Origin of the sequence: Streptomyces sp. AC558_RSS880 (genome assembly GCF_019049255.1) — a bacterium.
GTDB lineage: Bacteria > Actinomycetota > Actinomycetes > Streptomycetales > Streptomycetaceae > Streptomyces.
The window spans coordinates 1-26192 of record NZ_JAGMUJ010000197.1 but is presented as its reverse complement, the minus strand read 5'-3'; the positions used below and the strand labels follow the sequence as shown (position 1 = coordinate 26192).

24 protein-coding genes are annotated in these 26192 nt (G+C 72.5%); 16 read left to right on the top strand and 8 right to left on the bottom strand.

Going from position 1 to position 26192, the window contains the following annotated elements:
• Window positions 1-4 precede the first annotated feature (4 nt).
• Entirely contained in the window at window positions 5-658 is a 654-nt protein-coding gene (locus KUM38_RS40810; RefSeq protein WP_217137212.1) for a phosphatase PAP2 family protein, read from the bottom strand.
• Between the two features lie 174 nt (window positions 659-832).
• Here KUM38_RS40810 and KUM38_RS40805 point away from each other — a divergent pair, with 174 nt between their 5' ends.
• Complete coding sequence (locus tag KUM38_RS40805) at window positions 833-1699, top strand: hypothetical protein (RefSeq protein WP_217137211.1); 867 nt, start codon at window positions 833-835, stop codon at window positions 1697-1699.
• A gap of 170 nt (window positions 1700-1869) precedes the next feature.
• On the opposite strand, the gene disA is transcribed toward KUM38_RS40805, so the two are convergent.
• Both disA and radA read right to left on the bottom strand, forming a co-directional pair.
• Window positions 1870-2994 carry a DNA integrity scanning diadenylate cyclase DisA gene (gene disA, locus KUM38_RS40800; RefSeq protein ID WP_217137210.1) on the bottom strand — a complete coding sequence of 375 codons (1125 nt, stop codon included), beginning with the start codon at window positions 2992-2994 and terminating at the stop codon, window positions 1870-1872.
• An 81-nt stretch (window positions 2995-3075) separates the two neighbouring features.
• Window positions 3076-4485: a DNA repair protein RadA gene (gene radA, locus KUM38_RS40795; protein ID WP_217137209.1), complete on the bottom strand. Its 1410-nt coding sequence runs from the start codon at window positions 4483-4485 to the stop codon at window positions 3076-3078.
• Between the two features lie 271 nt (window positions 4486-4756).
• Here radA and KUM38_RS40790 point away from each other — a divergent pair, with 271 nt between their 5' ends.
• Window positions 4757-6490, top strand: coding sequence for a hypothetical protein (locus KUM38_RS40790; protein ID WP_217137208.1), 1734 nt, complete (start codon window positions 4757-4759; stop codon window positions 6488-6490).
• A gap of 35 nt (window positions 6491-6525) precedes the next feature.
• Here the strand turns inward: KUM38_RS40790 and KUM38_RS40785 are convergent, their stop codons facing one another.
• Window positions 6526-7398, bottom strand: coding sequence for a hypothetical protein (locus KUM38_RS40785; protein WP_217137207.1), 873 nt, complete (start codon window positions 7396-7398; stop codon window positions 6526-6528).
• A 95-nt stretch (window positions 7399-7493) separates the two neighbouring features.
• Between KUM38_RS40785 and KUM38_RS40780 the strand changes: the two genes are divergently transcribed.
• The 4 genes from KUM38_RS40780 to ilvD all read left to right on the top strand — a co-directional run bounded on the left by KUM38_RS40780 (window position 7494) and on the right by ilvD (window position 12021).
• Entirely contained in the window at window positions 7494-8426 is a 933-nt protein-coding gene (locus KUM38_RS40780) for a Ppx/GppA phosphatase family protein (RefSeq protein ID WP_217137206.1), read from the top strand.
• A gap of 81 nt (window positions 8427-8507) precedes the next feature.
• The gene (locus KUM38_RS40775; RefSeq protein WP_217137205.1) at window positions 8508-9347 is read left to right on the top strand and encodes a sugar phosphate isomerase/epimerase; all 840 of its coding nucleotides are present in this window, start codon (window positions 8508-8510) and stop codon (window positions 9345-9347) included.
• On the top strand, window positions 9344-10033 hold the full coding sequence (locus KUM38_RS40770; protein WP_217137204.1) for a TetR/AcrR family transcriptional regulator: 690 nt from the start codon (window positions 9344-9346) through the stop codon (window positions 10031-10033). The genes KUM38_RS40775 and KUM38_RS40770 overlap by 4 nt, the downstream gene beginning before the upstream one ends.
• A 134-nt stretch (window positions 10034-10167) precedes the next feature.
• Window positions 10168-12021, top strand: a complete 1854-nt coding sequence (gene ilvD / locus KUM38_RS40765) for a dihydroxy-acid dehydratase (protein ID WP_217137203.1) — start codon at window positions 10168-10170, stop codon at window positions 12019-12021.
• A 216-nt stretch (window positions 12022-12237) separates the two neighbouring features.
• Here ilvD and KUM38_RS40760 read toward each other — a convergent pair whose 3' ends face one another.
• Entirely contained in the window at window positions 12238-14367 is a 2130-nt protein-coding gene (locus tag KUM38_RS40760) for a PQQ-binding-like beta-propeller repeat protein (RefSeq protein WP_217137202.1), read from the bottom strand.
• 183 nt (window positions 14368-14550) lie between these two features.
• Between KUM38_RS40760 and KUM38_RS40755 the strand changes: the two genes are divergently transcribed.
• Complete coding sequence (locus tag KUM38_RS40755; RefSeq protein ID WP_217137201.1) at window positions 14551-14871, top strand: SH3 domain-containing protein; 321 nt, start codon at window positions 14551-14553, stop codon at window positions 14869-14871.
• A 49-nt stretch (window positions 14872-14920) separates the two neighbouring features.
• Here the strand turns inward: KUM38_RS40755 and KUM38_RS40750 are convergent, their stop codons facing one another.
• Complete coding sequence (locus KUM38_RS40750) at window positions 14921-16402, bottom strand: MFS transporter (RefSeq protein WP_217137200.1); 1482 nt, start codon at window positions 16400-16402, stop codon at window positions 14921-14923.
• A gap of 62 nt (window positions 16403-16464) precedes the next feature.
• Between KUM38_RS40750 and KUM38_RS40745 the strand changes: the two genes are divergently transcribed.
• The 8 genes from KUM38_RS40745 (at window position 16465) to proC (ending at window position 22939) form a co-directional block, all read left to right on the top strand.
• On the top strand, window positions 16465-17436 hold the full coding sequence (locus KUM38_RS40745; protein WP_217137199.1) for a YafY family protein: 972 nt from the start codon (window positions 16465-16467) through the stop codon (window positions 17434-17436).
• A gap of 165 nt (window positions 17437-17601) precedes the next feature.
• Entirely contained in the window at window positions 17602-18441 is an 840-nt protein-coding gene (locus tag KUM38_RS40740) for a helix-turn-helix transcriptional regulator (RefSeq protein ID WP_254398547.1), read from the top strand.
• Entirely contained in the window at window positions 18438-18632 is a 195-nt protein-coding gene (locus KUM38_RS40735; protein ID WP_217137197.1) for a DUF397 domain-containing protein, read from the top strand. Before KUM38_RS40740 ends, KUM38_RS40735 begins: the two co-directional genes overlap by 4 nt.
• Before the next feature lie 136 nt (window positions 18633-18768).
• Complete coding sequence (locus KUM38_RS40730; protein ID WP_217137196.1) at window positions 18769-19272, top strand: EamA/RhaT family transporter; 504 nt, start codon at window positions 18769-18771, stop codon at window positions 19270-19272.
• Between the two features lie 259 nt (window positions 19273-19531).
• Entirely contained in the window at window positions 19532-20317 is a 786-nt protein-coding gene (locus KUM38_RS40725) for a class I SAM-dependent methyltransferase (protein ID WP_217137195.1), read from the top strand.
• 33 nt (window positions 20318-20350) lie between these two features.
• Complete coding sequence (locus KUM38_RS40720; RefSeq protein WP_217137194.1) at window positions 20351-21142, top strand: ABC transporter ATP-binding protein; 792 nt, start codon at window positions 20351-20353, stop codon at window positions 21140-21142.
• A complete protein-coding gene (locus KUM38_RS40715) occupies window positions 21139-21909 on the top strand; it encodes an ABC transporter permease (RefSeq protein WP_217137193.1) in 771 nt (256 codons plus the stop codon). The genes KUM38_RS40720 and KUM38_RS40715 overlap by 4 nt, the downstream gene beginning before the upstream one ends.
• Window positions 21910-22126: 217 nt before the next feature.
• Entirely contained in the window at window positions 22127-22939 is an 813-nt protein-coding gene (gene proC / locus KUM38_RS40710) for a pyrroline-5-carboxylate reductase (RefSeq protein ID WP_217137192.1), read from the top strand.
• A gap of 88 nt (window positions 22940-23027) precedes the next feature.
• Here the strand turns inward: proC and KUM38_RS40705 are convergent, their stop codons facing one another.
• Window positions 23028-23612, bottom strand: coding sequence for a cysteine hydrolase family protein (locus KUM38_RS40705; RefSeq protein ID WP_217137191.1), 585 nt, complete (start codon window positions 23610-23612; stop codon window positions 23028-23030).
• 75 nt (window positions 23613-23687) lie between these two features.
• On the opposite strand from KUM38_RS40705, the gene KUM38_RS40700 reads away from it, so the two are divergent.
• Window positions 23688-24692, top strand: coding sequence for a GlxA family transcriptional regulator (locus KUM38_RS40700; protein ID WP_217137190.1), 1005 nt, complete (start codon window positions 23688-23690; stop codon window positions 24690-24692).
• Here the strand turns inward: KUM38_RS40700 and trpS are convergent.
• Window positions 24623-25657, bottom strand: coding sequence for a tryptophan--tRNA ligase (trpS, locus tag KUM38_RS40695; RefSeq protein ID WP_217137189.1), 1035 nt, complete (start codon window positions 25655-25657; stop codon window positions 24623-24625). The genes KUM38_RS40700 and trpS overlap by 70 nt on opposite strands.
• Between the last annotated feature and the right edge of the window lie 535 nt (window positions 25658-26192).

Here is a 26192-nt window from a genome sequence, read left to right as displayed (position 1 = left end):
CCGCTCAGCGGCGCCGGTGCGTGGCGTACGGCGGCGCCGCGCGGACGACGGTTTCCGGTCCCGGCCCGGTGAGCCACCGCGCGGTGGACGCCGACGAGGCGCGCATCGCCTCCGCGAGCCGGACCGCCGGACGCGTGCCCAGTCGTACGACGGTGAAGGCGACGACCGTGCCGAGCAGCAGGCCCGCGGCCACGTCGTGCGGGTAGTGCACGCCGACGAACACCCGGGAGAACGCCATCAGCAGGGCCAGCGGTGCGGTCAGCCAGACGAGCGCGCGCCGGACCAGGACCAGGGTCAGGGCCGAGGCGCCCGCGATCGTCGCGTGATTGCTGGGGAACGACCAGTCGCCGCGCGGCGGACACTCCGCGAGGGAAGCGGCGGCGCCGGCGACCGCACGGCACGGACGTTCCTCCGTCACACCGGATTTGAGCACCTCACTGCACACGTACGCCACAGCCGTGGCCAGAGGTGCAAGGGCCGCGATCGCGAACGCGTGGGTGTCGGCGTGCCGCGCCCGCCACCAGCCGGCGACGAACAGCGCGACGAACACCAGCAGTCCGGCCTCCGTCCCGATCTCGGCCGTGTGCTGCGCCCATGCCGGGGTCTCCTGCGCGTAGTCGGTGATGTCGCGGTAGAGCCCGCTGTCCACGAAGTCCATGGTCACGGACCGTAGGCGAGACGCCGATACGGTCACACCCCGCGATCGTCGCGTGTCACCCCTGACGAAAGACAGGGGGTGACGGGCCCTTACCGGAATGATGATCCGGAAAAGTTGGGCTCGGAGCGGCGGGTGCGGCAAGCGAACGCGCCGATCTCTCGTACAGTTTGCGCCGTGGGATCTCTGCGCAATCCGGTCGGGCCGCTTCCCTCCACCATCTACTGGCGGCGGAGGGCCGTACTGCTGTCCGTGCTGGCCCTGTTGGCGTTGTTGATCACCTGGGTGGTGGTCTCCGGCGGCGGGGACGGCGGCGACCGTGACAACGGGGCCAACGGCAAGAATCCCGCGCCCTCCATCACTCCGGGACCGTCGGGTTCGGGGCCGGCGATCAGTCAGGCGCCGGGCGGACGCGACGAGTCGGGGGACGGAGGTTCCGACGGTTCGGGCGGTTCCGGTGGTACCGGTGGCTCGTCGTCCGGGTCCGGTGACGACGGGGACAACGGTGATCCCGCGGACTCCGGTGGTGCCGGGGGATCGGACGGCGGTACCGGGGGCAGCGCGGGCGGTGGTTCCGAGGGCGGTACGTCGGCGGGGGTCGGCGCGGGTGACGCGCTGCCGGCCGGATCGGGGTCCTCACTGCCCAACTGCACGGCGAACGCGGTGAAGTTCAGTCTGCGCAGTTCCCACAACGCCTATGAGCCGGGGCAGACGCCCACGTTCCTGCTCACCGCGCGGAACATCTCCGGGGGCGACTGCAAGGTCGATCTCGGGCCGGACAACGCGGTGTTGACGATCACTCCGGCGAGTGGCGACGACGCGTACTGGGCGTCGGACGACTGCCCGAAGGGGGCGCGGAGCCTGGTGTTCCGGGTGCCCGCGGAGGACAGCATCACCTACACCGTGAAGTGGGACCGCAAGGCGAGTGCGCCGGAGTGCGCGACGCCGAAGGCCGGCGCGGCCGGAGCGGGGACCTACCTGGTGGAGGCGAAGGCGCCGGGCTTCGAGAAGGTGCGCACGTCCTTCGTGCTGAAGGCCGACTAGCCCGCTGGGGGTGGGTTTCGCTTTCCCCCGCTTGCGGGGTGCCTCCCCCACTCTCGGCTGCTCCCCCACTCTCGGCTTCGCTCGAGCGGGGGGACCCCCATCGCCCTGGGGGCACCTCCCAGGCCCTTGAGGCACTGGGGGAGGCACGATTGCCCGCGGTGACGGCAGTCCTAGACGTACCGCTCGAGGATCGAGCTCTCCGCCAGCCGCGACAGTCCCTCGCGCACGCTCCGCGCCCGCGCCTCGCCGACCCCGTCCACCGTCTGCAGATCGTCCACGCTCGCGGCGAGCAGCTTCTGCAGCCCGCCGAAGTGCTCCACCAGCCGGTCGATGATCGCGCCCGGCAGCCGCGGCACCTTCGCCAGCAGCCGGAAGCCGCGCGGGGACACCGCGGAGTCCAGGGTCTCGGGCGAGCCGGTGTACCCCAGTGCGCGGGCCACCGTCGGCAGCTCCAGCAACTCCGCGTGCGTGAGCACGTTCAGCTCGTGCAGCGCCTCGTCGACCGTGCGGGAGCGCTTGGCGGTGGGCTCGGGCACGTAGTCCCGTACGACCAGCTCGCGCTCCGGTTCCACGCCCGCGATCAACTCGTCCAGCTGAAGGGCGAGGAGACGGCCGTCGGTGCCCAGTTCGACCACGTATTCGGCGATTTCGGTGGCGATGCGGCGCACCATCTCCAGCCGCTGCGCGACCGCCGAGACGTCCCGGACGGTCACCAGGTCCTCGATCTCCAGCGCCGACAGCGTGCCCGCGACCTCGTCGAGACGGAGCTTGTAGCGCTCCAGGGTGGCCAGCGCCTGGTTGGCGCGGGACAGGATCGCCGCCGAGTCCTCCAGGACCCGGCGGTGGCCGTCGACGTACAGCGCGATCAGGCGCATCGACTGGGAGACGGAGACGACCGGGAAGCCGACCTGCTTGGAGACGCGGTCGGCGGTGCGGTGCCGGGTGCCGGTCTCCTCGGTGGGGATGGTCGGGTCCGGCACCAGCTGGACGCCCGCCCGCAGGATCTTGGACAGGTCGGACGACAGCACGATGCCGCCGTCCAGCTTGCACAGCTCGCGCAGCCGGGTCGCGGTGAACTCGACGTCCAGCACGAAGCCGCCGCTGCACAGTGCCTCGACGGTCTTGTCGGAACCGAGCACGATGAGACCGCCGGTGTTGCCGCGGAGCACGCGCTCCAGGCCGTCACGCAGGGCGGTGCCGGGTGCCACGGCGCTCAGCGAGGCGCGCATCAGGCCATCGGAACCGGCACTCCCACCGGACTTTCCGGGAGCCGCCGCCCGGTCGTTGGCTGCCACTGCACTCCTCCGGTCGCAGGTTCTGGGGCGCCGTCGCTCCGCACACTCGGTTCGTACGGACGGGCGAGACCTGGGCAAAGTCTACCGGCGGTCCTCCTCGTCCCGTGGGGCCTCTCGGCGACGGGAGCGCGGAAGGACCCGCAGCGCGTCCCCTATGTCCGCCACTTCCAGCACCTTCATGCCCGGCGGGGCCTTGCCCGGATCGCCCGGTACCAGGGCGTGCGTGAAGCCCAGACGGTGTGCCTCGGCGAGTCTGCGCTGGACGCCCGTGACCCGTCTCACCTCGCCGGCGAGGCCGACCTCGCCGATCGCGACCAGGTTCTTCGGCAGCGGGGTGTCGCTCGCCGCCGACGCCAGCGCGAGCGCGACGGCCAGGTCCGCGGCCGGTTCCGAGAGCTTCACCCCGCCCACCGTCGCGGAGTAGATGTCCCGTTTGCCCAAAGCGCTGATCCGGCCGCGCTGTTCCAGCACCGCCAGCATCATCGACACGCGTGAGGTCTCCAGGCCGGACGTGGTGCGCCGGGGCGAGGGGATCTGCGAGTCGACCGTGAGCGCCTGCACTTCGGCGACCAGGGGGCGGCGGCCCTCCAGGGTGACGGTCAGGCAGGTGCCCGGGACCGGTTCGGCACGACGGGTCAGGAAAAGTCCGCTGGGGTCCGCCAGGCCCGTGATGCCCTCGTCGTGCAGCTCGAAGCAGCCCACCTCGTCCGTCGTGCCGTAGCGGTTCTTGACGCCGCGCACCAGACGCAGGCGCGCGTGCCGGTCGCCCTCGAAGTGCAGGACGACGTCCACCAGGTGCTCCAGCAGGCGCGGCCCGGCGATCGCGCCGTCCTTGGTGACGTGGCCCACGAGGAGCGTGGACATCCCGCGCTCCTTGGAGGCCCGGATCAGCGCGCCGGCCACCTCGCGGACCTGGGCCATGCCGCCCGGGGCGCCGTCGATCTCGGGGGACGCCACCGTCTGCACCGAGTCCATGATCAGCAGGGACGGCTTCACCGCGTCCAAGTGGCCGAGCACGGCGGACAGATCCGTCTCGGCGGCGAGGTACAGGTGGTCGTCGATGGCGTGGATGCGGTCGGCGCGCAGCCGGACCTGGCTCGCCGACTCCTCCCCGGTGACGTACAGCGTGCGGTGCTCGTCGCTCGCCGACTTGGCCGCCACGTCCAGCAGCAGTGTGGACTTGCCCACGCCCGGCTCACCCGCGACCAGCACCACCGCGCCGGGCACGAGGCCGCCGCCGAGCACCCGGTCCAGCTCGGGCACGCCGGTGGAGCGGGCGGTGGCCTGACGGCCGTCGACCTGGCCGATGGGCAGGGCGGAGGTGGTGACCCGCCCGGGCGCCGTCGTACGGACCGCGGGCGCGCCGTACTCCTCGATCGTCCCCCATGCCTGGCACTCGGGGCAGCGACCGAGCCACTTGGCCGTCTGCCAGCCGCACTCGGTGCAGCGGTAGGACGGTCGGTCCTTGGTGGTCTTGGTACGGGCAGCCATGCGAAAACGGTAACGGCACCCACTGACAACGGGACGTCCGCACCCTTGCCCGTCGCACGGGACCGGGCGTTTCCGGCCCGTCCGGGGGCCCTGGGGGAGCCCGAGGACGAGGCCGTTCAGGCCGCAACGGGGTCCGGGGCGGCGGCCCCGGAGAGCCGGCGAACGGGAAGCGAAAGGTTCCTGTCCCCGATAGAGGGATCGTTTCACCCGTACGGATTAAAAGTGCGCAGGGCTCCGGAAGGCGCCGCCCCGCGCCGCCTACGGTCGCCGGATGACGAGCAGCGGCCCGGAGACCTCGACCCGCACGACCGGAACACACCGGACGCACCGGGAAGTGCGCGACCGCGGAGCCGCGCGCACGCTGGCCCAGCGGCCGGCCACCCGCTACGAGTCCGATCTGGACGGCCTGTTCACCTACTGCCTGTCCGTGCTGTGCGACCACGACGCGGCGACCGCCGCCCTGGCCGACGTCCTCGTGCTCGCGGAACGCCGCGGGCGGCACGTCCCCGAGGAGCCCGGGAGCCGCAGGGCCTGGCTGTACGCCCTGGCCCGCTGGGCGTGTCTGCGCGAGCTGGCCGAGGCCAGGCAGAAACGCCGGGCCACCCACGCCGTGGGCCGCGCCGGCCGGCGGGCGGCCGGGACCGCCACCGTCCCGGCCGTCTCCGAGGACGTCCGGGAGCAGCGCCGCCGCGAACTGGCCGAGCTGGCCTGGCCGGAGGCCGCCGGCACCACGCCCGAGCAGCGCGAGGCGCTCGAACTCGCCGTGCGTCACCACCTCGCCGCCCACGAGGTCGCCGCCGTGCTCGGCATGCAGCCGGCCGCCGCGCGCGAACTGCTCGCCGCCGCGGCCTGCGAGGTGGAACGCACCCGCGCGGCGCTCGCCGTCGTCGAGACCGGCGCCTGTCCGGGCGTGGCGCATCTCACCGGCGACCGGCAGTTCGTGCTCAGCGCGACCCTGCGCCGCGAGCTCGTCCGGCACGTCGACGACTGCCCGCGCTGCCGCCGTACCGCCGGGCGGGCCGTTCCCGGCCGCTGGCCCGGCACCAGCGTCACACCGGACGCGCTCCCCGTCCTCCCGGCGCCCGGAGCGGCCCTGCACGCCGCCATGGCGCACCACCCGCGCGGGCGCGGCGCCGCGCCCCGCTTCGACCGGCGCGGTTTCCCGATGGACCCCAAGGACCGCGTCGCCCGGCGGGACCGGCTGCGCGCGCGTGCCGTCACGACGACGGTCGTCGCCACCGTCGTCGCCGCGCCGGTGCTCGCCCTGTGGGCCGCCTACCGGGGCACCCCGGTGGGCGAGGCCCAGGACGGTCGCACGGCCTTCGCGCGGGAGGACGGCGGCCCCCTCGACCTCGAGGGGGAGGGAGCGGGCGGCTACGAGAGCACCGGCAACGCGAGCACACGGCCCGGCACCGGATTCGGTGAGGACGGCGAGCCGGACGTGTCCGTGGAGGTCGTGAGCGTCGCCGGAGCCGGGCGCGAGGGCGCCGCCGCGCTGGGCGTCACGGCCGGCCACAGCGGCGACACCACGCTGATCACCCTGACCGCGACGGGTGCCGAACCGGTCCGCTGGTCCGTGTCGACGGGAGCGTCCTGGCTCTATCCGAGCCGGTCGTCGGGCACGCTCGCGCCCGGCGAGTCGGTGACGGTCAGGGTGTACGTCGACCAGCTGCGCGAGCCCTCCGGCCGCTGGAGCGCGACCGTGGCGATCTCACCCGCCGGTTCCGTCGTGACCATCGACGGCCACGGTCCCGCACCCTCCGCCCCGGGCGGCGGTTCGCCCTCCGGCCACCCCGGCGGCCCGGGCACCGCGCACCCCGGCACACCGAGCGGCCCGCCTCCGTCGTCGCCAGGACCGGAGCCGACGCCCACGACACCGGCGCCCTCGCAGCCCGCTCCGGGCGACCCGCCGTCCTCGCCCGGCCCGGACCCCACGACGGGCGGCCCCGCCCCCTCCGACCCGGTGACGACCGGCCCGGAGGACCCGGCGCCGCCCACCGGGTGAGACGCCCCGAGCCCGGTCACGTCCTTCCGGGAACGTCAGGCGGGGTCCGCCGGATGCGGGGCCAGCAGGGGCAGCTGCGAGGCCAGCCGTTCCTCGCACAGCTCGACCAGACGGTCGTAGCCCGCCTTGCCCATCAGCTCGGTCAGCTCCGCGCGGTAGGAGACGTACACCGGGTCCCCGGCGCCGTGCGCCGAGGTGGCCGAGGTGCACCACCAGTGCAGGTCGTGGCCGCCCGGGCCCCAGCCCCGACGGTCGTACTCACCGATCGACACCTGCAGCACGCGCGTGTCGTCGGGCCGGTCGATCCAGTCGTAGGTCCGCCGGACGGGCAGCTGCCAGCACACGTCCGGCTTGGTCTCCAGCGGCTCCCGGCCCTCCTTCAGGGCGAGGATGTGCAGCGAGCAGCCCATGCCGCCCGCGAAGCCCGGCCGGTTCTGGAAGATGCACGAGCCCTGGAACGGACGGGTCTGACGGTCGCCGTCCTCGTCCTCGGAGACCCAGCCGTTCTTCGTGCCCTCCGCGTGGTGCTGCCAGATGTCCGGTGTGAGCCTCGCCACGTGTCCGGCGACCCGCTTCTCGTCGTCCTCGTCCGAGAAGTGCGCGCCCAGGGTGCAGCAGCCGTCGTCCGCGCGGCCCGCCTGGATGCCCTGGCAGCCGCTGCCGAAGATGCAGTTCCAGCGAGAGGTCAGCCAGGTCAGATCACAGCGGAAGACCTGCTCGTCGTCCGCCGGATCGGGAAACTCCACCCACGCGCGGGCGAAGTCGAGCCCCTTCTCGTCGTCCACCGGCGCCGTTCCCGGCGCCCGTGGTGCTGTCACCCGCGAAGAACCCTCGGCCAGTCCGGCCTTCTTGTCCTTCTTGGCCTTCTTGTCCGTCTTGTCGTCCTTCGCCTTTTTCGTCTTTGGCACCCGTCCAGGGTAAGTCGCCCGCGCCCTCCGCCGGGACCGGCTCGACCACCGCAGGCAGGGCATCACACCGTGCGGCGGGCAGTAGCGTTCGGTGCATGAGACTCGGTGTCCTCGACGTGGGTTCGAACACGGTGCACCTGCTGGTGGTGGACGCGCATCCCGGCGCGCGCCCGCTGCCCGCGCACTCGCACAAGGCGGAACTGCGCCTCGCCCAGCTCCTCGACGCCAACGGGGCCATCGGCCCCGACGGGGTCGACCGGCTGGTCGCGGTCGTCCACGACGCGCTCCGGGCGGCCGAGGACAAGGGCGTCGAGGAACTGCTGCCGTTCGCGACCTCCGCGGTGCGCGACGCGTACAACGCCGACGACGTGCTCACGCGCGTGCGCGAGGAGACCGGGGTCGAGCTGCAGGTGCTCAGCGGCGAGGAGGAGGCCCGGCTCACCTTCCTCGCCGCCCGCCGCTGGTTCGGCTGGTCGGCCGGGAAACTGCTCGTCATCGACATCGGCGGCGGCTCCCTGGAGATCGCCTACGGCATGGACGAGGAGCCCGACGCCACGGCGTCCCTGCCGCTCGGCGCCGGCCGCCTCACCGCCGCCCGGCTGCCCGGCGACCCGCCCGAGCCGGACGACGTGCGCGCGCTGCGCCGCCACGTCCGCACCGAGATAGCCCGCACGGTCGGGGAGTTCAGCCGCTTCGGCGCACCCGACCACGTGGTGGCCACCTCCAAGACCTTCAGGCAGCTCGCCCGCATCGCCGGCGCCCCCGGCTCCGCCGAGGGCCTGTACGTCCAGCGCGAGCTGAAACGGGAGTCCCTGGAGGCCTGGGTGCCCAGGCTCGCCGCCATGGCCGCCGCCGAGCGCGCCGAACTGCCCGGCGTCTCCGAGGCCCGCGCGGGCCAGCTGGTCGCCGGGGCCCTGGTCGCGGAGGGCGCCATGGACCTGTTCGGCGTGGAACGCCTGGAGATCTGCCCCTGGGCCCTGCGGGAGGGCGTGATACTCCGCAGACTGGATCACATGGGCCAGGGATAGCGGCCTTCCGCTCATGACAAACGCCACAACGGCGAACGGGCACCCCGCACCCACCCGGCCCCACCCCGTAATCTGAGGCTCGTGGCAGAACCAAGGGACGTAGTCCGCATCCCGGATGCGAAGGTCGCCCTGTCGACGGCCTCCGTCTACCCGGAGTCGACGGCGACGGCCTTCGAGATGGCCGCACGCCTCGGGTACGACGGCGTCGAGGTCATGGTGTGGACCGATCCGGTCAGCCAGGACATCGAGGCGCTGCGCAGACTCAGCGACTACCACCGCATCCCCATCCTGGCCGTCCACGCGCCCTGCCTGCTCATCACGCAGCGCGTGTGGTCCACCGACCCCTGGACCAAGCTCCAGCGGGCCCAGGCCGCCGCCGAGAAGCTCGGCGCCGGCACGGTCGTCGTCCATCCCCCCTTCCGCTGGCAGCGGCAGTACGCCCGCGACTTCGTGGAGGGCGTCTGGCGGATGGCCGGCGAGACGGACGTGCGGTTCGCGGTGGAGAACATGTACCCCTGGCGCTACCGCGACCGCGAGATGCTCGCGTACGCCCCCGACTGGGACGTCACCAAGGAGGACTACCGCCACTTCACGATCGACCTCAGCCACGCCTCGACCGCCCGCACCGACGCCCTGCAGATGATCGACCGCATGGGCGACCGCCTCGGCCACGTCCACCTCGCCGACGGCAAGGGTTCCGCCAAGGACGAGCACCTGGTGCCCGGCCGCGGCGACCAGCCCTGCGCCGAGGTGCTGGAGCGCCTCGCGTCGAGCGGCTTCGACGGTCATGTCGTCATCGAGGTCAACACCCGCCGGGCCATGTCGAGCGCGGAGCGCGAGGCCGACCTGGCCGAGGCGCTGGCGTTCACCCGCCGGCACCTGTCCTCCGCCGCCTCCGCGATCGAGGTGCCGCGGCGATGACCGGCCGCACCGCGAGCGACGGCCCGGACGTGTCCGCGAGCGACGGCCCGGACGCCTCCGCGAGCGACGGCACCCCCACGCGGAGCGACGGCACCGCCCGGCGCCGCGGCCGTCCGCCCCGTACGGAATCGGCCGGCACCCGGGACCGCATCCTCGACGCGGCCCGCGAGGAGTTCTCCGCGCGGGGGTACGAGAAGACGTCCGTCCGGGGCATCGCCAAGTCGGCCGGGGTCGACTCCGCGCTGGTGCACCACTACTTCGGCACCAAGGAGCAGGTGTTCGAGGCCGCCGTGGAGGTCGCCTTCGCGCCGGTGCTCACCGCGCGGGACACGGTTCTCGACGGACCGCTCGACGAGGTGGGCGAACGGATGACACGGATGATCATCGGGCTCTGGGAGAGCCCGGTCACTCGGGCCCCGCTGCTCGCGATCGTCCGCTCCGCCGTGAACAACGAGATCGCGGCCGGTGTCTTCCGCCGCCTGATCGCCAGCCAGCTGCTGCGCCGGATCGCCGGACAGCTCGGCGTCCCGGACGCGGAGCTGCGCGCCGAGCTCGCCGCCGCGCAACTGGTCGGCATCGCGATGATCCGGTACGTGATCAAGGTGGAGCCGCTGGCCTCGGCGGACGCCGAGCAGATCGTCGAGCGGGTGGCACCGGTGGTGCAGGGGCACCTCACCGGAGGCTGACGCTCCTTCGGACCGGGACACCCGACCCGCGTGCGCTGAGACATTCGTCCCGCATTCCGGACACCTCGTCCCGCCCTCTGGATGACCGGCGTACGCTCGACGACAGTCATAACTCTCCGAAGGAGCGAGCGACGATGCCCGAACTGAGGTCCCGCACAGTCACCCACGGCCGCAACATGGCGGGCGCCCGCGCCCTTATGCGTGCCTCCGGTGTACCCGGCGCGGACATCGGGCGGAAGCCGATCATCGCCGTCGCCAACAGCTTCACGGAGTTCGTCCCCGGCCACACCCACCTCGCCCCGGTCGGCCGGATCGTCAGCGAGGCGGTGACCGCGGCCGGCGGCATCCCGCGCGAGTTCAACACCATCGCCGTCGACGACGGCATCGCGATGGGCCACGGCGGCATGCTGTACTCCCTGCCCTCCCGCGACCTGATCGCGGACAGCGTGGAGTACATGGTCGAGGCGCACCGCGCGGACGCCCTGATCTGCATCTCCAACTGCGACAAGATCACCCCGGGCATGCTCAACGCGGCCCTGCGCCTGAACATCCCCACGGTGTTCGTCTCCGGCGGCCCGATGGAGTCCGGCCGCGCCACCCTGGTCGACGGCACGGTCCGCACGCTGGACCTGGTCGACGCCATGGTCGAGGCGGCCAACGACAAGGTCTCCGACGCGGACGTCCTGCGCATCGAGGAGAACGCCTGCCCGACCTGCGGCTCCTGTTCCGGCATGTTCACCGCCAACTCGATGAACTGCCTCACCGAGGCCATCGGCCTCTCCCTGCCCGGCAACGGCTCGGTCCTGGCCACCCACACCGCCCGCAAGGCGCTCTACGAGAACGCCGCGCGCACGGTCATGGACCTCACCCGCCGCTACTACGAGCAGGACGACGACTCGGTCCTGCCCCGCAACATCGCCACCCCCGCGGCCTTCGAGAACGCCATGGCGCTCGACATCGCGATGGGCGGCTCCACCAACACGATCCTGCACCTGCTGGCCGCCGCCCAGGAGGCGGAGGTCCCCTTCGGCCTCACCGAGATGGACGCCCTCTCGCGCCGCGTCCCCTGCCTGGCCAAAGTCGCCCCGAACGTCGCCAAGGACCGCACGTACTACATGGAGGACGTGCACCGCGCGGGCGGCATCCCCGCCCTCCTCGGCGAGCTGCACCGCGCGGGCCTGCTCAACGAGGACGTCCACGCCGTCCACAGCCCGTCCCTGGCCGACTGGCTGAAGACCTGGGACGTCCGCGGCGGCTCCCCCTCCCAGGAGGCGGTGGAACTGTGGCACGCGGCCCCCGGCTGCGTCCGCTCCGCCGAGGCCTTCTCCCAGTCCGAGCGCTGGGACTCCCTGGACGAGGACGCCGAGGGCGGCTGCATCCGCTCCGCCGAGCACGCCTACTCCAAGGACGGCGGCCTGGCGGTGCTGCGCGGCAACCTCGCCGTCGACGGCTGCGTCGTGAAGACGGCCGGCGTCGACGAGTCCATCTGGACCTTCGAGGGCCCGGCGGTCGTCTGCGAGTCGCAGGACGAAGCCGTCGAGAAGATCCTCACCAAGCAGGTCAAGGAGGGCGACGTCGTCGTCATCCGCTACGAGGGCCCCAAGGGCGGCCCCGGCATGCAGGAGATGCTCTACCCGACGTCGTACCTGAAGAGCCGCGGCCTCGGAAAGGCCTGCGCCCTGATCACCGACGGCCGCTTCTCCGGCGGCACGTCCGGCCTGTCCATCGGCCACGCCTCCCCGGAGGCGGCCTCGGGCGGCACCATCGCCCTGGTCGAGGACGGCGACCGCATCCGCATCGACATCCCGAGCCGCTCGATCGAGCTGCTGGTCGACGAGGCGGAACTGACCCGCCGCGAGCAGGCCCTGAACGGCCGGTACGCCCCGAAGAACCGCGACCGCAAGGTCTCCGCCGCCCTGAAGGCGTACGCGGCGATGGCGACCAGCGCGGACAAGGGAGCGGTGCGGGACGTCAGCAAGCTGGGCTGAGCCCCACCGGGCCGTGAGCAGGGCCGTTTCCGCACCGCGGGGGCGGCCCTCGCCGTCGGCAGGCCCTCGCATCCCGCCCGTCCACGGCGACACGGCCTCGTCGGGCGCGGACGCGCGGACGCCTGGACGGGCCCGTCCGCGATCACCGGCTCGGCGGCCCCTGGGCCGGCCTTCCCGTTCCGGGGCGCCGTCCGTCCGGACAGCGGCCCGTCCGGTTCACCAGTCGGCCGGGTCGCGCCCCGACACGGCGAACACGGTCCCGTCGGGCGCACCGGCGTAGACGTGACCGCCCGCGAGCACCGGCGTGGGCAGCGAGGCGGGGACCCGGTCGGATTCGGGGCCGAGCCGCGGCCGGGTCTGCCCGAGGAGCTTCCCCTCACGGGCGTCGACGCCCAGCAGCCGCCCGTCGGGCGCGGTGACGTACACGTGCCGCCCGTCGGAGACGGGCACCGAGCCCCGGCTCACGCCCGTCTCCAGCCGCCACAGCTGCTTCCCCGCCGCCATGTCGACGGCCACCAGCGAGCCGCCCGCGCCCATGAGGTACAAGGTGTCCCCGCGCATCCCGGCCTGCGCCTCCTCGACCGGCACGGGCAGCGTCACCCGGCGGGTCTCCCCGGTGCCGGGCGTGTAGCGGAGCAGGACCTTCACGTCCCCGTGGGTGGCGCCCTCGACGCGGAGGTACACGGCACCGTCCGCCGCTCCCACGGGCGTCAGCGTCCCCTCCAGCTCCGCGTCCCACCGCACGTCACCCGTCGCCGGATCCACCGCGGTGACCCGGGTCCCGCTCCCGTCCCCGGACGGACTCGCCGCGTACGCCGACGGCCCGCCCGCCTCCTCCGACTCCCCGGCGAACGAGGAGAAGTACGGCACGGCCTGCCCCGGGATCCGGCGGGACCACCTGGTCTCGCCCGAGGCGCTGTTCACGCCCGTGACCATCCCGTCGGAGCGGGTCAGCAGGAGCATGTCGCCGACCGTCCGTATTCCGTCGTACTCGGGCGGGGCCTCCTGCCACACCGGCTCGCCCGTGGCCGGATCGAGCGCCTCCAGGTCGCCGATCAGATCGAGGGAGGGCTGGACGAGGCCGCCCGACATGATCGGCGGTTCGCTCCGCGTCGTCCCCACGACGTCGTGCCGCCACAGGGTGCGGCCGTCGGCCGGGTCGAGGGCGAAGACCAGGCCGGGAAGCGCACACAGCAGCTTCTCCGCCCCGTACGAGCACTGGGGCATGCCGCCGTCCTCCGCGCCGGGTGCCGCCTCCCACACCCCGAAGCCGCCCGGCGCGCTCCGCGCGGCCGTGGTGTTCCGTGCCGGTTCCGCGCCGCCGAACATCTGCACCGAGGCGAGCCCGCCGAGCACGGCGAGGCAGAGCACCCCCGCCACCAGAACCGTCCGCCTGCCGAGCCGCCGCGCGGGCCGCTCCGCGGGCGCGTCCGCCAAGGACTCCGGCGCGGCCTCCTCCCGTGCCTCCCGAGCTTCGGGTGTCCGCGGCGCCGGTACGAACACCTGCGTGTCGTACGCCGCCGCCACTGACCGCAGTTGCCGCATCAGCTCGTCCGGCGTGGGCCGGTCGCCGGGCTCCTTGGCGAGACACCGCAGCACCAGCGGCGCGAGCGACTCCGGTACGCCGGTCAGGTCGGGCTCGTCGTGCACGACCTGGTAGGCGACGACGTACGGGCTGTCGGAGTCGAACGGACCGCGCCCCGTCGTCGCGTGCACCATGAGCGACCCGAGGGCGAACACGTCGGCCGCGGGGCCCACTTCCCGGGGCCGCCGGAACTGCTCGGGCGCCATGAACGGCGGCGTACCGATCAACTTCCCCGTCTCGGTGCGCAGTTCGCTGTCCTTCGGCCGGGAGATGCCGAAGTCGATGACCTTCGGCCCGTCCTCGGCGAGCAGCACGTTGCTCGGCTTCAGGTCCCGGTGCACGACCCCGACCCGGTGGATGTCGCGCAGCGCCTCCGCGAGCCCGGCCATCAGCCGACGCGACTGGTCCGGGTCCATGGGCCCGTTCCGCTTGACCTGTTCGGAGAGCGTCGGACCGGGGATGTACAAGGTGGCCATCCAGGGCCGCCCGCCCTCCGGATCGGCGTCGACGACCGGCGCGGTGAAAGCCCCGCTCACCCGCCGCGCCGCGGCCACCTCCTGCCGGAACCGCCCTCTGAACTCGGGGTCCATCGCATACCGGGCGTGCACGACCTTCACCGCGACCCGCATCCCCGAGGTGCTCCGGGCCAGATGCACGACGCCCATGCCGCCCGAGCCCAGACAGGACTCCAGACGGTAGTGACCGGCGTACTCCGGAAGTTCCGCTTCCGCGCCCGCTCCGGCGTTCCGCTGCGACGCCATGGAACCACCCCCGTGCTGTTCGTCCGCGCGCGCGACGCTCGGAGCCTAGTCGATGGTGCGCGTGGGACCGAGGCGGCGTGCCAGCCTCCGCGTGCGAGTTGCGAACTGGTGTTTCATGGCTTGATCCAGGGGTATCAACGTGGCCCCACGACAGTCGTGGGGTGCAACGGGGGAGGTTTTCTCATGTCTGTCGACCAGACGCGGGACATCGCGGGCGGGGACGAGAGGGCGACGGCGGAGACGATGGCGGCCACGGCCACACGCTCCTACGCGGTCGCTCCGGGCTACCGGCTGAACGTCCGCAGCGGCCCCGGCACCGCCTACTCCGTCGTCCGGGTCCTGCCCGAGGGCGCCGAGGTCCGGATCAACTGCCAGACACCGGGCACCTGGGTGTCGGGCCCGTACGGCACCTCGAACATCTGGGACAACATCGGCAGCGGCCAGTACGTCTCCGACGCGTACGTCCGCACCGGCAGCGACGGGTACGTCGCTCCCCGCTGCTAGCGACGTCCCTCCTCCGGGCCGACACCGGCGGAGGGACCCCGGTACGGGTTCACCGGTCGACGACCTCGGCCGCGGCCCTGGGGAGCGCGAGCATCACCAGGGCCGCCACGGCGTAGAGCACCGCGGAGACGACGAGGACGAGGCCGAACGCGCGACCGTGGTCGGCCGGTCCCGGTGCACCGGTCGTCGATCCGGTGACGGCGCCGAAGAAGACCGTGCCGAGAGCGGCGATGCCGATGGCGCCGCCGATCTGGTTGACCGTGGAGAGCACCCCGCCCGCGGCGCCCGCGTTGCGGGCGGGGACGCCGGCGAGGACGACGTTGACGAGGACGGGCGCGGCAAGGCCGAGCCCGAGGCCGCCGATGAAGAGGGCGAGGGCGAGCTGCCAGTACCCGGGATCGTCGCTCCCCCCGACCACCACCCGGAGGACGGACTGGGACGCGGCGACGGTGAGTGAGCCGGTGATCAGCAAGGCCCTCCCGGCCCTGGTGGCGAGAGCGACTCCGAGCCCCGAGGTGATGATCGAGCCGAACGCGTACGGCAGGATCACCAGGCCGGTCTCCCACGCGCTGCGGCCGGTGCCGGCCTGGAGGTAGACCGACAGCGTGAGGAAGAACGCCCCGAGGCCGCCGAAGAAGAGCGCGGACGCGCCCAGGCCGGCCGCGAAGGCGCGGACGCGGAGCAGAGCCGGATCGAAGACGGGTTCGCCCCCGCGTCCGGCCAGCCGGCGCTCGTGGGTGAGGAAGAGCGCCAGCACGACGACGCCGGCGGCGAGAAGGGCGTAACTGCCCGTGGTCCATCCCCAGGTCTCGGTCTGGATGACCGGCAGCAGCAGGAGCAGGATGCCCGAGGCCGCGAGCAGCGCGCCCCGGAGGTCGAGCCGCGCGGTCGAGGCCGAGCGGGACTCCGGCAGGACCTTCGCGCCGATGACGAGCGCCAGGACCGAGACGGGCACGTTGATCCAGAAGATCGTGCGCCATCCCAGTCCGAACAGGTCGGCATCGATGAGCAGCCCGCCCAGCAGCGGCCCCGCGACCGAGGCGAGCCCCTGGACGGCCCCGTAGGCGCCGAACGCCTTGGCGCGCTCGCCGGGGGCGAATGAGGCCCGGATGATCCCGAACACCTGCGGGACCATGACGCCCGCGGTCAGTCCCTGCACGGCGCGCATGCCGATGAGCATTCCCGGACCGGCGGCCAGCGCGCAGAGTGCGGAGGTGATCATGAACCCGCCCAGCCCGGTCATGAACAGGCGCTTGCGGCCGTACTGGTCACCGAGCCGTCCGCCGGTGATCAGGCCCGCGCCCAGCGCCAGGACGTAGGCGGCGATCGTCCACTGGATCTGGGCGTCGCCGGCCCCCAGGTCCCGGGCGATCGCCGGGGCCGCGACGGTGACGATCGTCGCGTCGAGGAGGTCCAGGAAGGAACCGAAGAGCACCACCAGGAGCGCGGCGCCCGCACTCGTGCCGGAGACGAGCGGTGCGGAGGCCGCGGATGAGCGCGTCCCCTCTTGACGGATGTGTGAAGCGGTCATGGCGGACACGTTGACAGCTATAGTTGCCATCGAGTGACCGCAATGGCGGAGGGGAACGAGCGATGGCTGCCACATCCGCGCGGGCGCTGAAGCTGCTGTCGGTCTTCGGGACCGGCGCGACCCTGACCGCCGAGCAGCTCGCCACCCGGCTCGGGGCGTCCGTGCGGACCGTACGACGCGACATCGACACGCTCAGGGAGCTCGGGTACGAGATCGAGGCCGTGCGCGGGGTGGGCGGAGGCTACCGGCTCGGCCGCGCCACCCGGTTGCCGCCGGTCGTCTTCGACGAGGACCAGGCCGTCGCGGTGGCCGTCGCCCTCCAGACCGTCCCCACCCTCCTGTCCGGCATCCGCGAGAACTCGGCCCGCGCCCTCACCACGCTGCGGCAGGCGATGCCCGCCCGCAGCCGTAACCACGCCGAGGCGTTCACCGTCTCCGCGGCGCGCAACTACTGGGAGTTCCCCGCAGCACCCATCGACGCCGAGGCCATCGGCGTCATCGGCGGCGCGATCCACCGGCGGCACGTCCTGCGCGTGGACCACACCGGCGAGGACGGACCGACGACGCTCACGCTCGAACCGCACCACCTCGTCGTATGGGCGGCACGGTGGTACCTCGTCGCGTACGAACCGGACACGGACCGCTGGCGCGCGATGCGCGTCGACAGCCTCGCACCGCGCATGCCCACGGGAAGGACCTTCGACCGCCGCGACGTCCCGCACGGCGACCCGGCCGCCTTCGTCATGAGCACCCACGACCGCGGCGACACCCCGGCGGAATGGCCCTGCCGCGGCTCCGCGCTCCTCGCACTGCCCGCACCCGTCGTCGCCCGGTTCGCCCCCGGCGGATCGACGGTCGAGCACGTCACCGACTCCAGTTGCCGCCTCACACTCGGCGCGTGGTCCTGGGCCGGCCTGGCGGGACTGCTCCTCACGTTCGACGCCGGCATCACGGACATCGAGCCGGCCGAACTCAGGCAGGCGCTGCGCACGTTGCGCACCCGCATCGACGAAGGACTGGGACTCGCCAGGTGAGTTCCCGTTCAGGTGAACTCCCGGGGTCTCGCCGATGACGCGAGCCGGTGCTTCCTGGCGTGGCTCTCGCCGGGCGTGACCCGACGTGGCACGACCGGCTGGTGTCGGTGCGCGGCGGAGGTGAGCGGTCGGATGGGCGAACGGGTACAGGACCCTGTCGGAACCATGGTGGCGGACGAGGAGGCGGAAGTCCCCGGACCGCCGGATCCGGGCTCGGGCGTCCTGCGGGTGTTCGGGCGGCAGTCGAAGCGGTTCCGGACGCGGGCGGGACTGGAGCGTGCCGAGGTCGGGTCGCGGACGGGCTACTCGCCGTCCACGATCGCCTCGTACGAGCAGGGCAGACGCGTACCGCCGCCCCGGTTCATCGACGTGGCGGACGAACTGCTCGACGCAGGCGGCGTCCTGCTGGAGATGAAGGACGAGGTCGCGCGGGCCCAGTTCCCGGCGTTCTTCCGGGACGCGGCGCGACTGGAGGCGGAGGCGGTCGAGCTGCATGTGTACGACACGCATGTGGTCAACGGGCTCTTGCAGACAGAGGAGTACGCGCGGGCGGTCTTCACGATGCGCCGCCCGCTGCTCGACGAGGAGACGATCGAGCAGCGGGTGACCGCGCGGATGCGCAGGCAGGAGATCTTCGCGCGCTGGCCCGCGCCGCTGATGAGCTTCGTCATCGAGGAGGCCGTGCTGCGGCGCCCCATCGGCGGGGCGGAGGTGCACCGCGGGCAACTGGAACAGATCCTGCTCACCGGGCAGCACCGCAACGTCGAGATCCAGGTGATGCCGACGCGGCGGGAGGACCACGCGGGGCTCGCCGGCCCGTTCACCCTGATCGAGACCAGGTCGGGACAGCGCATCGCGTACGCGGAGGTCCAGAAGAGCAGTTCGCTCTACACCGACCGGGCTCCCGTACGGGAGTTGGAGGCGCAGTATGGAATCATCCGGGCCCAGGCTCTCACTCCGGGGGAGTCCATGGCCTTCGTCGAGGAGCTGTTGGGAGAACTGTGAAGGGCGCAACGGAACTGACGTGGGTCAAGAGCACCTACAGCAGCGGTGAGGGTGGCCAGTGCGTCGAGGTGGCCGCCTCCTCCCACACGGTCCGCGTGAGGGACTCCAAGGACGTCGCCCGCCCCGGGCTGGCCGTCGGCCGGAACGCCTGGGGGATGTTCGTCGGGTACGCCGTCGAAGAGGCCCGCTGAGCCGACGCCGTACGACCGTGCCCTGGGGCTTCGTCCGGAGCCGCAGGGCACGGCCGTGCACGACCGGCCCGCGGCGGGGGCCCGGCAGGGGAGGGGGACCCGCGTGCGCACGCGGGGGAGGAGTCACAATCGACTGGTGAGCGCAGCAGAGAACGACCCGAACGGCACCCCGGACACCCCCGCCGGCCCCCGGCCCGAGCCCATCCGCTTCTTCGGCACGACCTGGGTCGACCACTCCGGCGGCTACACCGCCCGCCGCCTCGGCGTCGCCGTCGGCTCCCTCGCCGCCGCGGCCGCCGCCTGCCTCGTGCTCCGCATCGCCTACGACGGGCTCCGGATCGCCGACGTCGGCAGCTTCGTCTCGCTGCTCATGGTCGTGATGTTCGCGATCTGCAGCTCGCTCGCCTTCCGCCACACCTGGTCCGGCTTCACCACCCGCCCCGACCCCGACCGCCAGGCCTCCCTCCGCGGCCTGCTGGCCATCGGCTTCGTCGGCTCGCTCCTCGCCTACTTCTTCCGCACCTTCACCGAGGCCCCGGGCGAGAAGCTCCACCGCGCCGAGTACGACAAGGCCCGCGAGGACTACGAGAAGCGCACCACCCGCCGCTCGGGCAACCCGTCGAAGAAGCGCCGCCGCTAGGGGCCGCCCGACGGATCGGGCGTACGGCGAACCCCGGTGACTTCCGGGCGGACGCCGCGGCCCCCGGGAACCACAGGGATGCTGTTGGTCAATCCCGTCCCAGGACACTGATGGGAGCGATTCTCCAAGCGACGCGCCGTCCATGCGCCGCTCTGCCTGGAGAATCGCTCCCATCGCCGTCTGCGCGGCATGCCCCGGCAGCCGCCCGTACTCCCCGAAAACCACCTGCGTGCCGAAGCCGTCCGGTCACCATGGCCGTATGACGACGCCCAGGGCCGACCGCCTCACCCGAGCCCACTCCTTCAACGCGGCCGCCGCCCAGTACGCCGCCCACCGCCCCTCCTACCCGCCCGCCCTCTTCGACGCGATCGAGGAGCTGACCGGCCGCCCCCTCACCGGCTCCCGGGTCGTGGACGTCGGCGCCGGTACGGGGATCGCGACCGCCCGTCTGCGCGAGCGCGGCGCCGACGTGATCGCCGTCGAGCCCGGTGAGGGCATGGCGGCCGAGTTCCGTCGCACGCTCCCCGACGTGCCGGTCGTCCGGGGCGACGGCAACGCCCTCCCCCTCACCGACCACCGCGCCGACCTCCTCACCTACGCCCAGGCCTGGCACTGGACCGACCCCGCCCGCGCCGTCCCGGAGGCGGTACGGGTCCTGCGGCCGGGCGGGGCACTCGCCCTGTGGTGGAACACCGACGCGCTCGACGTGCCCTGGATCGCCGAGGAAGCCGAACGCACCGCGCGCCACTTCGGCGTGAACCTCGCCGCCGAGCGGCGCAACACCAACGCCCGCGCCGCCGACCCCGCCGGCCTCCTGCACTTCACCCGCCGGGAGATCCGCTGGAGCCGCCACGTCCCGATCGAGACCCACCTGGCCAACCTCGCCAGCCACTCGGTCCTGCTCGTGCACGGCGAAGAACGCACCGCCGCCTTCCTCACCGAGCAGCGCGAGCACCTCACCGCCGCCTTCCCGGACGGCACCGTCGAGGAGACCTACGACGTCGTCCTCCTCCTCGCCACCACACCCCCCACCCCGACTGCTTGACGCCGCGCGCGGACCGGGAGGAGTATTCATCACATGATGAATTATTCCTCCCGGCCGCAGGAGGAACCGGCCGTCCACGCCCAGGGCCTCACCGTCGTCCGAGGCCCCCGCACCGTCCTGCGCGGCCTCGACTTCACCGTCCCGCGCGGCCAGATCACCGGCCTCCTCGGCCCCTCCGGCTGCGGCAAGTCGACCCTGATGCGGGCCGTCGTCGGCACCCAGGCCAAGGTCACCGGCACCCTGGACGTCCTCGGCGGCCCCGCCGGCCACCCCACCCTGCGCACCCGCATCGGCTACGTCACCCAGGCGCCCTCGGTCTACGACGACCTGACCGTCCGCCAGAACCTCGACTACTTCGCCGCGATCCTCGACCCCGGCCGCGCGTCCGCCGACCGCCGCCACGAGAACGTCACCCGGGCCATCGCCGACGTCGACCTCACCACTCACGCCGACGCCCTCGCCGGCAACCTCTCCGGCGGCCAGCGCAGCCGCGTCTCCCTCGCCGTGGCCCTCCTGGGCGCCCCCGAGCTCCTGGTCCTCGACGAACCGACCGTCGGCCTCGACCCGGTCCTGCGCCGCGACCTGTGGCAGCTCTTCCACACCCTCGCCGCCGAACGCGGCACCACCCTCCTGATCTCCTCCCACGTCATGGACGAGGCCGAGCGCTGCCACCGCCTCCTGCTCATGCGCGCCGGCGAGATCCTCGCCGACGACACCCCCGACGCCCTGCGCACCCGCACCGGCTCCGACACCGTCGAGGACGCCTTCCTCCGCCTGGTCGACGAGGCGACCGCGGCAGGCCGTACGAAGGAGACGACCCGATGAGCACGACCACCCCCGCCCCGGCGCGCGCCCTCAACGCCTCCCGCACCACCGCCACCGCCGCCCGGGTCCTGCGCCAGCTCCGCCACGACCCGCGCACCATCGCGCTGATGGTCCTCATCCCCTGCGTGATGCTGTTCCTGCTCCGCTACGTCTTCGACGGCAGCGCGCGCACCTTCGACAGCATCGGCGCGTCACTCCTCGGGATCTTCCCGCTGATCACGATGTTCCTGGTTACTTCCATCGCCACCCTGCGGGAACGCACCTCCGGCACCCTCGAACGCCTCCTCGCCATGCCCCTCGGCAAGGGCGACCTGATCGCCGGCTACGCCCTCGCCTTCGGCACCCTCGCGATCATCCAGTCCGCCCTCGCCACGGGCCTCGCCGTCTGGTTCCTCGGCCTCGACGTCACCGGCAGCCCCTGGCTGCTCCTCCTGGTCGCGCTGCTCGACGCGCTCCTCGGCACGGCCCTCGGCCTCTTCGTCTCGGCCTTCGCGGCCTCCGAATTCCAGGCGGTCCAGTTCATGCCGGCGGTGATCTTCCCCCAGCTCCTCCTCTGCGGCCTCTTCACGCCCCGCGACAACATGCACCCGGTCCTGGAGGCCATCTCCGACGTCCTTCCCATGTCCTACGCCGTCGACGGCATGAACGAGGTCCTGAAGCACACCGACATGACGGCAGCCTTCGTCCGCGACACCGCGATCGTCGCGGGCTGTGCCCTGCTGGTCCTGACCCTGGGCGCGGCGACGCTGAAACGCCGGACGGCGTAACCAGCCCGTCCGGCGCTTGAGGACGAGGCCCGTTCAGGGCCGAAGGGGGTCCGGGGGCGCAGCCCCCGGGGACGGGACGGGAAGGGGCGGCGGGGGCGAAAAATCCTCGACAGCCACCCACCGCCAACGTCCCGCCCACTGGACGCCCCACCCCCACCCGCCCCGGGGATGCGAGGATGCCCACAGGACGACGCACCCCCGGAGGGCACTCCCAGCCATGACCCAGAAAGTCGCAGTCCTCGGCACCGGCAAAATCGGCGAAGCCCTGCTCAGCGGAGTGATCCGCGCCGGCTGGGCCCCCACCGACCTCCTCGTCACCGCCCGCCGCCAGGAACGAGCCGAGGAACTCCGCACCCGCTACGGAGTCACCCCGGTCTCCAACCAGGAAGCCGCCAAGACCGCCGACACCCTGATCCTCACGGTCAAACCGCAGGACATGGGCGCCCTCCTCGACGAACTCGCCCCGCACGTCCCCGCCGACCGCCTGGTCATCAGCGGCGCGGCAGGCATCCCCACCTCCTTCTTCGAGGAACGCCTCGCCACCGGCACCCCGGTCGTCCGCGTCATGACCAACACCCCCGCCCTCGTCGACGAGGCCATGTCGGTCATCTCCGCCGGTACCCACGCCACCGCCGACCACCTCGCCCACGCCGAGGAGATCTTCGGCGCCGTCGGCAAGACCCTCCGCGTCCCCGAGTCCCAGCAGGACGCCTGCACCGCCCTCTCCGGCTCCGGCCCGGCGTACTTCTTCTACCTGGTCGAGGCCATGACCGACGCCGGCATCCTGCTCGGCCTGCCCCGCGACAAGGCCCACGACCTGATCGTCCAGTCCGCGATCGGCGCCGCGACGATGCTCCGTGACAGCGGCGAGCACCCGGTGAAGCTGCGCGAGAACGTGACCTCCCCCGCCGGCACCACCATCAACGCCATCCGCGAACTCGAGAACCACGGCGTACGAGCCGCCCTCATCGCCGCCCTCGAAGCCGCCCGCGACCGCAGCCGCGAACTCGCGAGCGGCACCAAGGACTGACCCTCCGCCCGGTCGCGGGTGCCCCCACACGCCTTGACGAGGCCGCCGGCCAGGTTTGGCTCCGCCCGCCCCACGCCAGGGGCGGGGCTCACTTCGCCGCGGTCAGGACGTCCTCCGTCGTCACCACGTCCGCGAACCCGCCCCCGTGCAGCGACACCGCCGACGCACGCGCCAACTCGTCCGCGCTCTGCCGCCAGCCGAAGGGCCCCTCCAGGTCGAAGGTGTACGTCGCGTCGAACGCGACCACGACCTCGTACCCGAGGTTCCCGCCCATCCGCGCCGTCGTCTCGACGCACATGTTCGTCTGGATCCCGGCCAGCACGACCTGAGAGATGCCCGCCTCCCGGAGCCAGGCACCCAGGTCCGGCGTCCCGAGGAACGCCGAGTTCACACTCTTGGTGACCAGCAGCTCGGCCCCGTCTCCCTTCCCGCGCCGCCGCTCCACGTATTCCTTGAACCCGTTGCCCTCGTACCCGGTCCGCAACGGCGACCCGGGCTTGACCGAGTCGTGCCGCACGAAGACGACCGGCCGACCGGTCGACTGCCATACGTCGATGAGGGCGGCGATGTTGTCGTCCGCCGCCGGGTTGTTGCGCGTCCCCCAGAAGTCGACCTCCTCGAAGCCCTTCTGTACGTCCACGACTACCAGTGCTGCGTTCTGCGCGATGTCCATGCCCACGAGCGTGCCGCCCGGCAGTGCCTGCTCCCAGAGGTCCGAAAGTCAGCGATCGATGGTTTACTGCCACTCATGGCAGACCCCTACCGCGTGGCCCTGGTCGCCTTCCCCGGTATCCGTGCCTTCGACGTCTCCGTCATCACCGAGGTCTGGGGTCCCGACCGCACCGACCGCGGCGCCCCCGCCTTCGACCTGCACCGCGCCGCCACCGATACCACCCCCGTCCCCATGCGCGGCGGCCTCACCCTCCTCCCCGACCGCCCCCTCACCTGGCTGACCGACGCCGACCTGATCGTCGTCCCCGGCCTCGACGACCACCTCACCCCCGCACCACCTCCGGTCCTCGACGCCCTCCGCCACGCCCACGCCCGCGGCACCACCATCGCCGCCCTCTGCGGCGGCGCCTTCACCCTCGCCCAGGCCGGACTCCTCGACGGCCGCCGCGCCATCACCCACTGGAACCTGATCGACCTCTTCCGCGCACACCACCCCCACGTCACCGTCGTCCCCGACGCCCTGTTCATCGAGGACGACAACATCTGGACCGCGGCCGGCACCGCCGCCGGCATCGACCTCTGCCTCCACCTCATCCGCCTCGCCCACGGAGCCGAGGCCGCCGCCACCATCGCCCGCTCCATGGTCACGGCCCCCTTCCGCACCGGCACCCAGGCACAGTTCATCGAGCACCCCACCCCGCGCGCCGACCGCGACGCCGACGCCCTCGCCGCTGTACGCGAGCACGCCCTGCGCCACCTCCACGAACCGCTCACGGTCGCCGACCTGGCCGCCCACGCCGGCATGTCCCCGCGCACCTTCGCCCGCCACTTCACCGCGGCCACCGGCACCACACCACTGCGCTGGCTCCTCGACCAGCGCATCGCCGCGGCCCAGCGCCTCCTCGAACGCACCGACCTCCCCATGCCCGAGGTCGCCCGCCGCGCAGGCTTCGGCAGCGAGGTCACGATGAGACAGCACTTCGCATCGCGCCTCGCCACCAGCCCTCGCGCCTACCGAGCCGCGTTCAGCACGGGCGCCCCGGTATCCGAGCCCGCCGGCAACAAGCCGATCGCCCGGTAAGCGGCATCAACGGTCGGCCGAGCCATGGCCCGCGCCCGCTCCGCACCATCCCGCAGCACCCCCTCCACATAGCCGGGATCCGCGCACAACTCCTTGTGCCTCTCCCGCACCGGCCTCAAGACCTCGACCACAGCCTCCGCGGCATCCCTCTTCAGATCCCCGTACGACTCATATACACCGGCCAACGCCTCCGGGTTCCCACCCGAACACGCGGCGAGGATCTCCAGCAGATTCGCCACCCCCGGCCGGGCCTCCCTGTCGTACACGACCTCCCGCCCGCTGTCGGTCACAGCGCGCATGACCTTCTTCCGCGCCACATCCGGCTCGTCCAGCAGATAGACGATCCCCGGCCCCGTGTCGTCGCTCTTGCCCATCTTCGACAGCGGGTCCTGCAGATTCATCACCCGCGCCGCCACCGGCGGATTCGTCGCCCGCGGCACCACGAACGTGTGCCCGTACCGCTGGTTGAACCGCACCGCGAGATCCCGCGCCAGCTCCACGTGCTGCGTCTGGTCCTGCCCGACCGGCACCTCGTCCGTCCCGTACGCCAGGATGTCGGCCGCCATCAGCACCGGGTACGTCAGCAGCGACAGCCGCACGCTCCCACCCCGCCGCTGCTCCCGCGCGGCCTTCTCCTTGTACTGGATCATCCGCCGCATCTCGCCGTCCGTGGCCACGCACTCCAGCAGATACGACAGCCGCGCGTGCTCGTCCACATGGCTCTGCACGAACACCGTGCACAGCGCCGGGTCCAGCCCGGACGCCAACAGCAACGTCGCCGCCTGCCGGCTCAGCCTGCGCACCCGCGCGGGATCGTGGTGCACGGTCAGCGCGTGCAGATCGACGACGCAGAACAACGCGTCCGCCTGGTGCTGGTCGACGGCGACCCACTGCCGCATGGCTCCCAGGTAGTTCCCCAGCGTCAGGTGCCCGGTCGGCTTGATCCCACTGAAGACCCTTGTCATCTCTTCTCTTCTCCGTCTCCGGTCCGAGGCCGCCGTCCCCGGCCGGCCGCCCCTCGGAGTCCTGGAGGGAGAAACAGAAACGGCCGCCGAGGCGGCGGCCGTTGAGTGCGCACGTAGGGGCGGCCGCCGTCAGGCGGCCCACCAGAACTGGCTGTACGTACGCGTCGTCATACGGACCACAGTACGCCCGGGGGGTGGGACGAGGCAGCGAGTTGACACACCCCGGCCGGATCCGTACTGTTCTCCGAGTTGTCCGACGTGAGCGCCGACTCCGGTCGGTCCCCGGACAGCCATTCCGCAAGTACCACCACTGTTCGAGACAGCAGTCTGTCTGCTGTCGCGTCCTTGCGTGCGTATTCGCGAAATGAGGAATCCGCGCCCGAAAGGGAGCAGGTCCCCGATTAGGTCGGGGGTCAGGAATCCGCTAAAGTCTCACTCGTCGGAACGGCCCAACGGCCGCGAAGACAACCCGATCTGACCGGGAATCAGGACCGAAAGGATCTGATAGAGTCGGAACCGCCGGAAAGGGAAACGC

Excerpts from the sequence above, each read along its gene's own strand:
- KUM38_RS40810 (WP_217137212.1), bottom strand. The coding sequence starts at position 658 with ATGGACTTCGTGGACAGCGGGCTCTACCGCGACATCACCGACTACGCG.
- radA (WP_217137209.1), bottom strand. The coding sequence starts at position 4,485 with ATGGCTGCCCGTACCAAGACCACCAAGGACCGACCGTCCTACCGCTGC.
- KUM38_RS40790 (WP_217137208.1), top strand. The coding sequence starts at position 4,757 with ATGACGAGCAGCGGCCCGGAGACCTCGACCCGCACGACCGGAACACAC.
- KUM38_RS40780 (WP_217137206.1), top strand. The coding sequence starts at position 7,494 with ATGAGACTCGGTGTCCTCGACGTGGGTTCGAACACGGTGCACCTGCTG.
- KUM38_RS40770 (WP_217137204.1), top strand. The coding sequence starts at position 9,344 with ATGACCGGCCGCACCGCGAGCGACGGCCCGGACGTGTCCGCGAGCGAC.
- ilvD (WP_217137203.1), top strand. The coding sequence starts at position 10,168 with ATGCCCGAACTGAGGTCCCGCACAGTCACCCACGGCCGCAACATGGCG.
- KUM38_RS40760 (WP_217137202.1), bottom strand. The coding sequence starts at position 14,367 with ATGGCGTCGCAGCGGAACGCCGGAGCGGGCGCGGAAGCGGAACTTCCG.
- KUM38_RS40755 (WP_217137201.1), top strand. The coding sequence starts at position 14,551 with ATGTCTGTCGACCAGACGCGGGACATCGCGGGCGGGGACGAGAGGGCG.
- KUM38_RS40750 (WP_217137200.1), bottom strand. The coding sequence starts at position 16,402 with ATGACCGCTTCACACATCCGTCAAGAGGGGACGCGCTCATCCGCGGCC.
- KUM38_RS40745 (WP_217137199.1), top strand. The coding sequence starts at position 16,465 with ATGGCTGCCACATCCGCGCGGGCGCTGAAGCTGCTGTCGGTCTTCGGG.
- KUM38_RS40740 (WP_254398547.1), top strand. The coding sequence starts at position 17,602 with ATGGTGGCGGACGAGGAGGCGGAAGTCCCCGGACCGCCGGATCCGGGC.
- KUM38_RS40725 (WP_217137195.1), top strand. The coding sequence starts at position 19,532 with ATGACGACGCCCAGGGCCGACCGCCTCACCCGAGCCCACTCCTTCAAC.
- KUM38_RS40720 (WP_217137194.1), top strand. The coding sequence starts at position 20,351 with ATGATGAATTATTCCTCCCGGCCGCAGGAGGAACCGGCCGTCCACGCC.
- KUM38_RS40715 (WP_217137193.1), top strand. The coding sequence starts at position 21,139 with ATGAGCACGACCACCCCCGCCCCGGCGCGCGCCCTCAACGCCTCCCGC.
- proC (WP_217137192.1), top strand. The coding sequence starts at position 22,127 with ATGACCCAGAAAGTCGCAGTCCTCGGCACCGGCAAAATCGGCGAAGCC.
- KUM38_RS40705 (WP_217137191.1), bottom strand. The coding sequence starts at position 23,612 with ATGGACATCGCGCAGAACGCAGCACTGGTAGTCGTGGACGTACAGAAG.
- KUM38_RS40700 (WP_217137190.1), top strand. The coding sequence starts at position 23,688 with ATGGCAGACCCCTACCGCGTGGCCCTGGTCGCCTTCCCCGGTATCCGT.
- trpS (WP_217137189.1), bottom strand. The coding sequence starts at position 25,657 with ATGACAAGGGTCTTCAGTGGGATCAAGCCGACCGGGCACCTGACGCTG.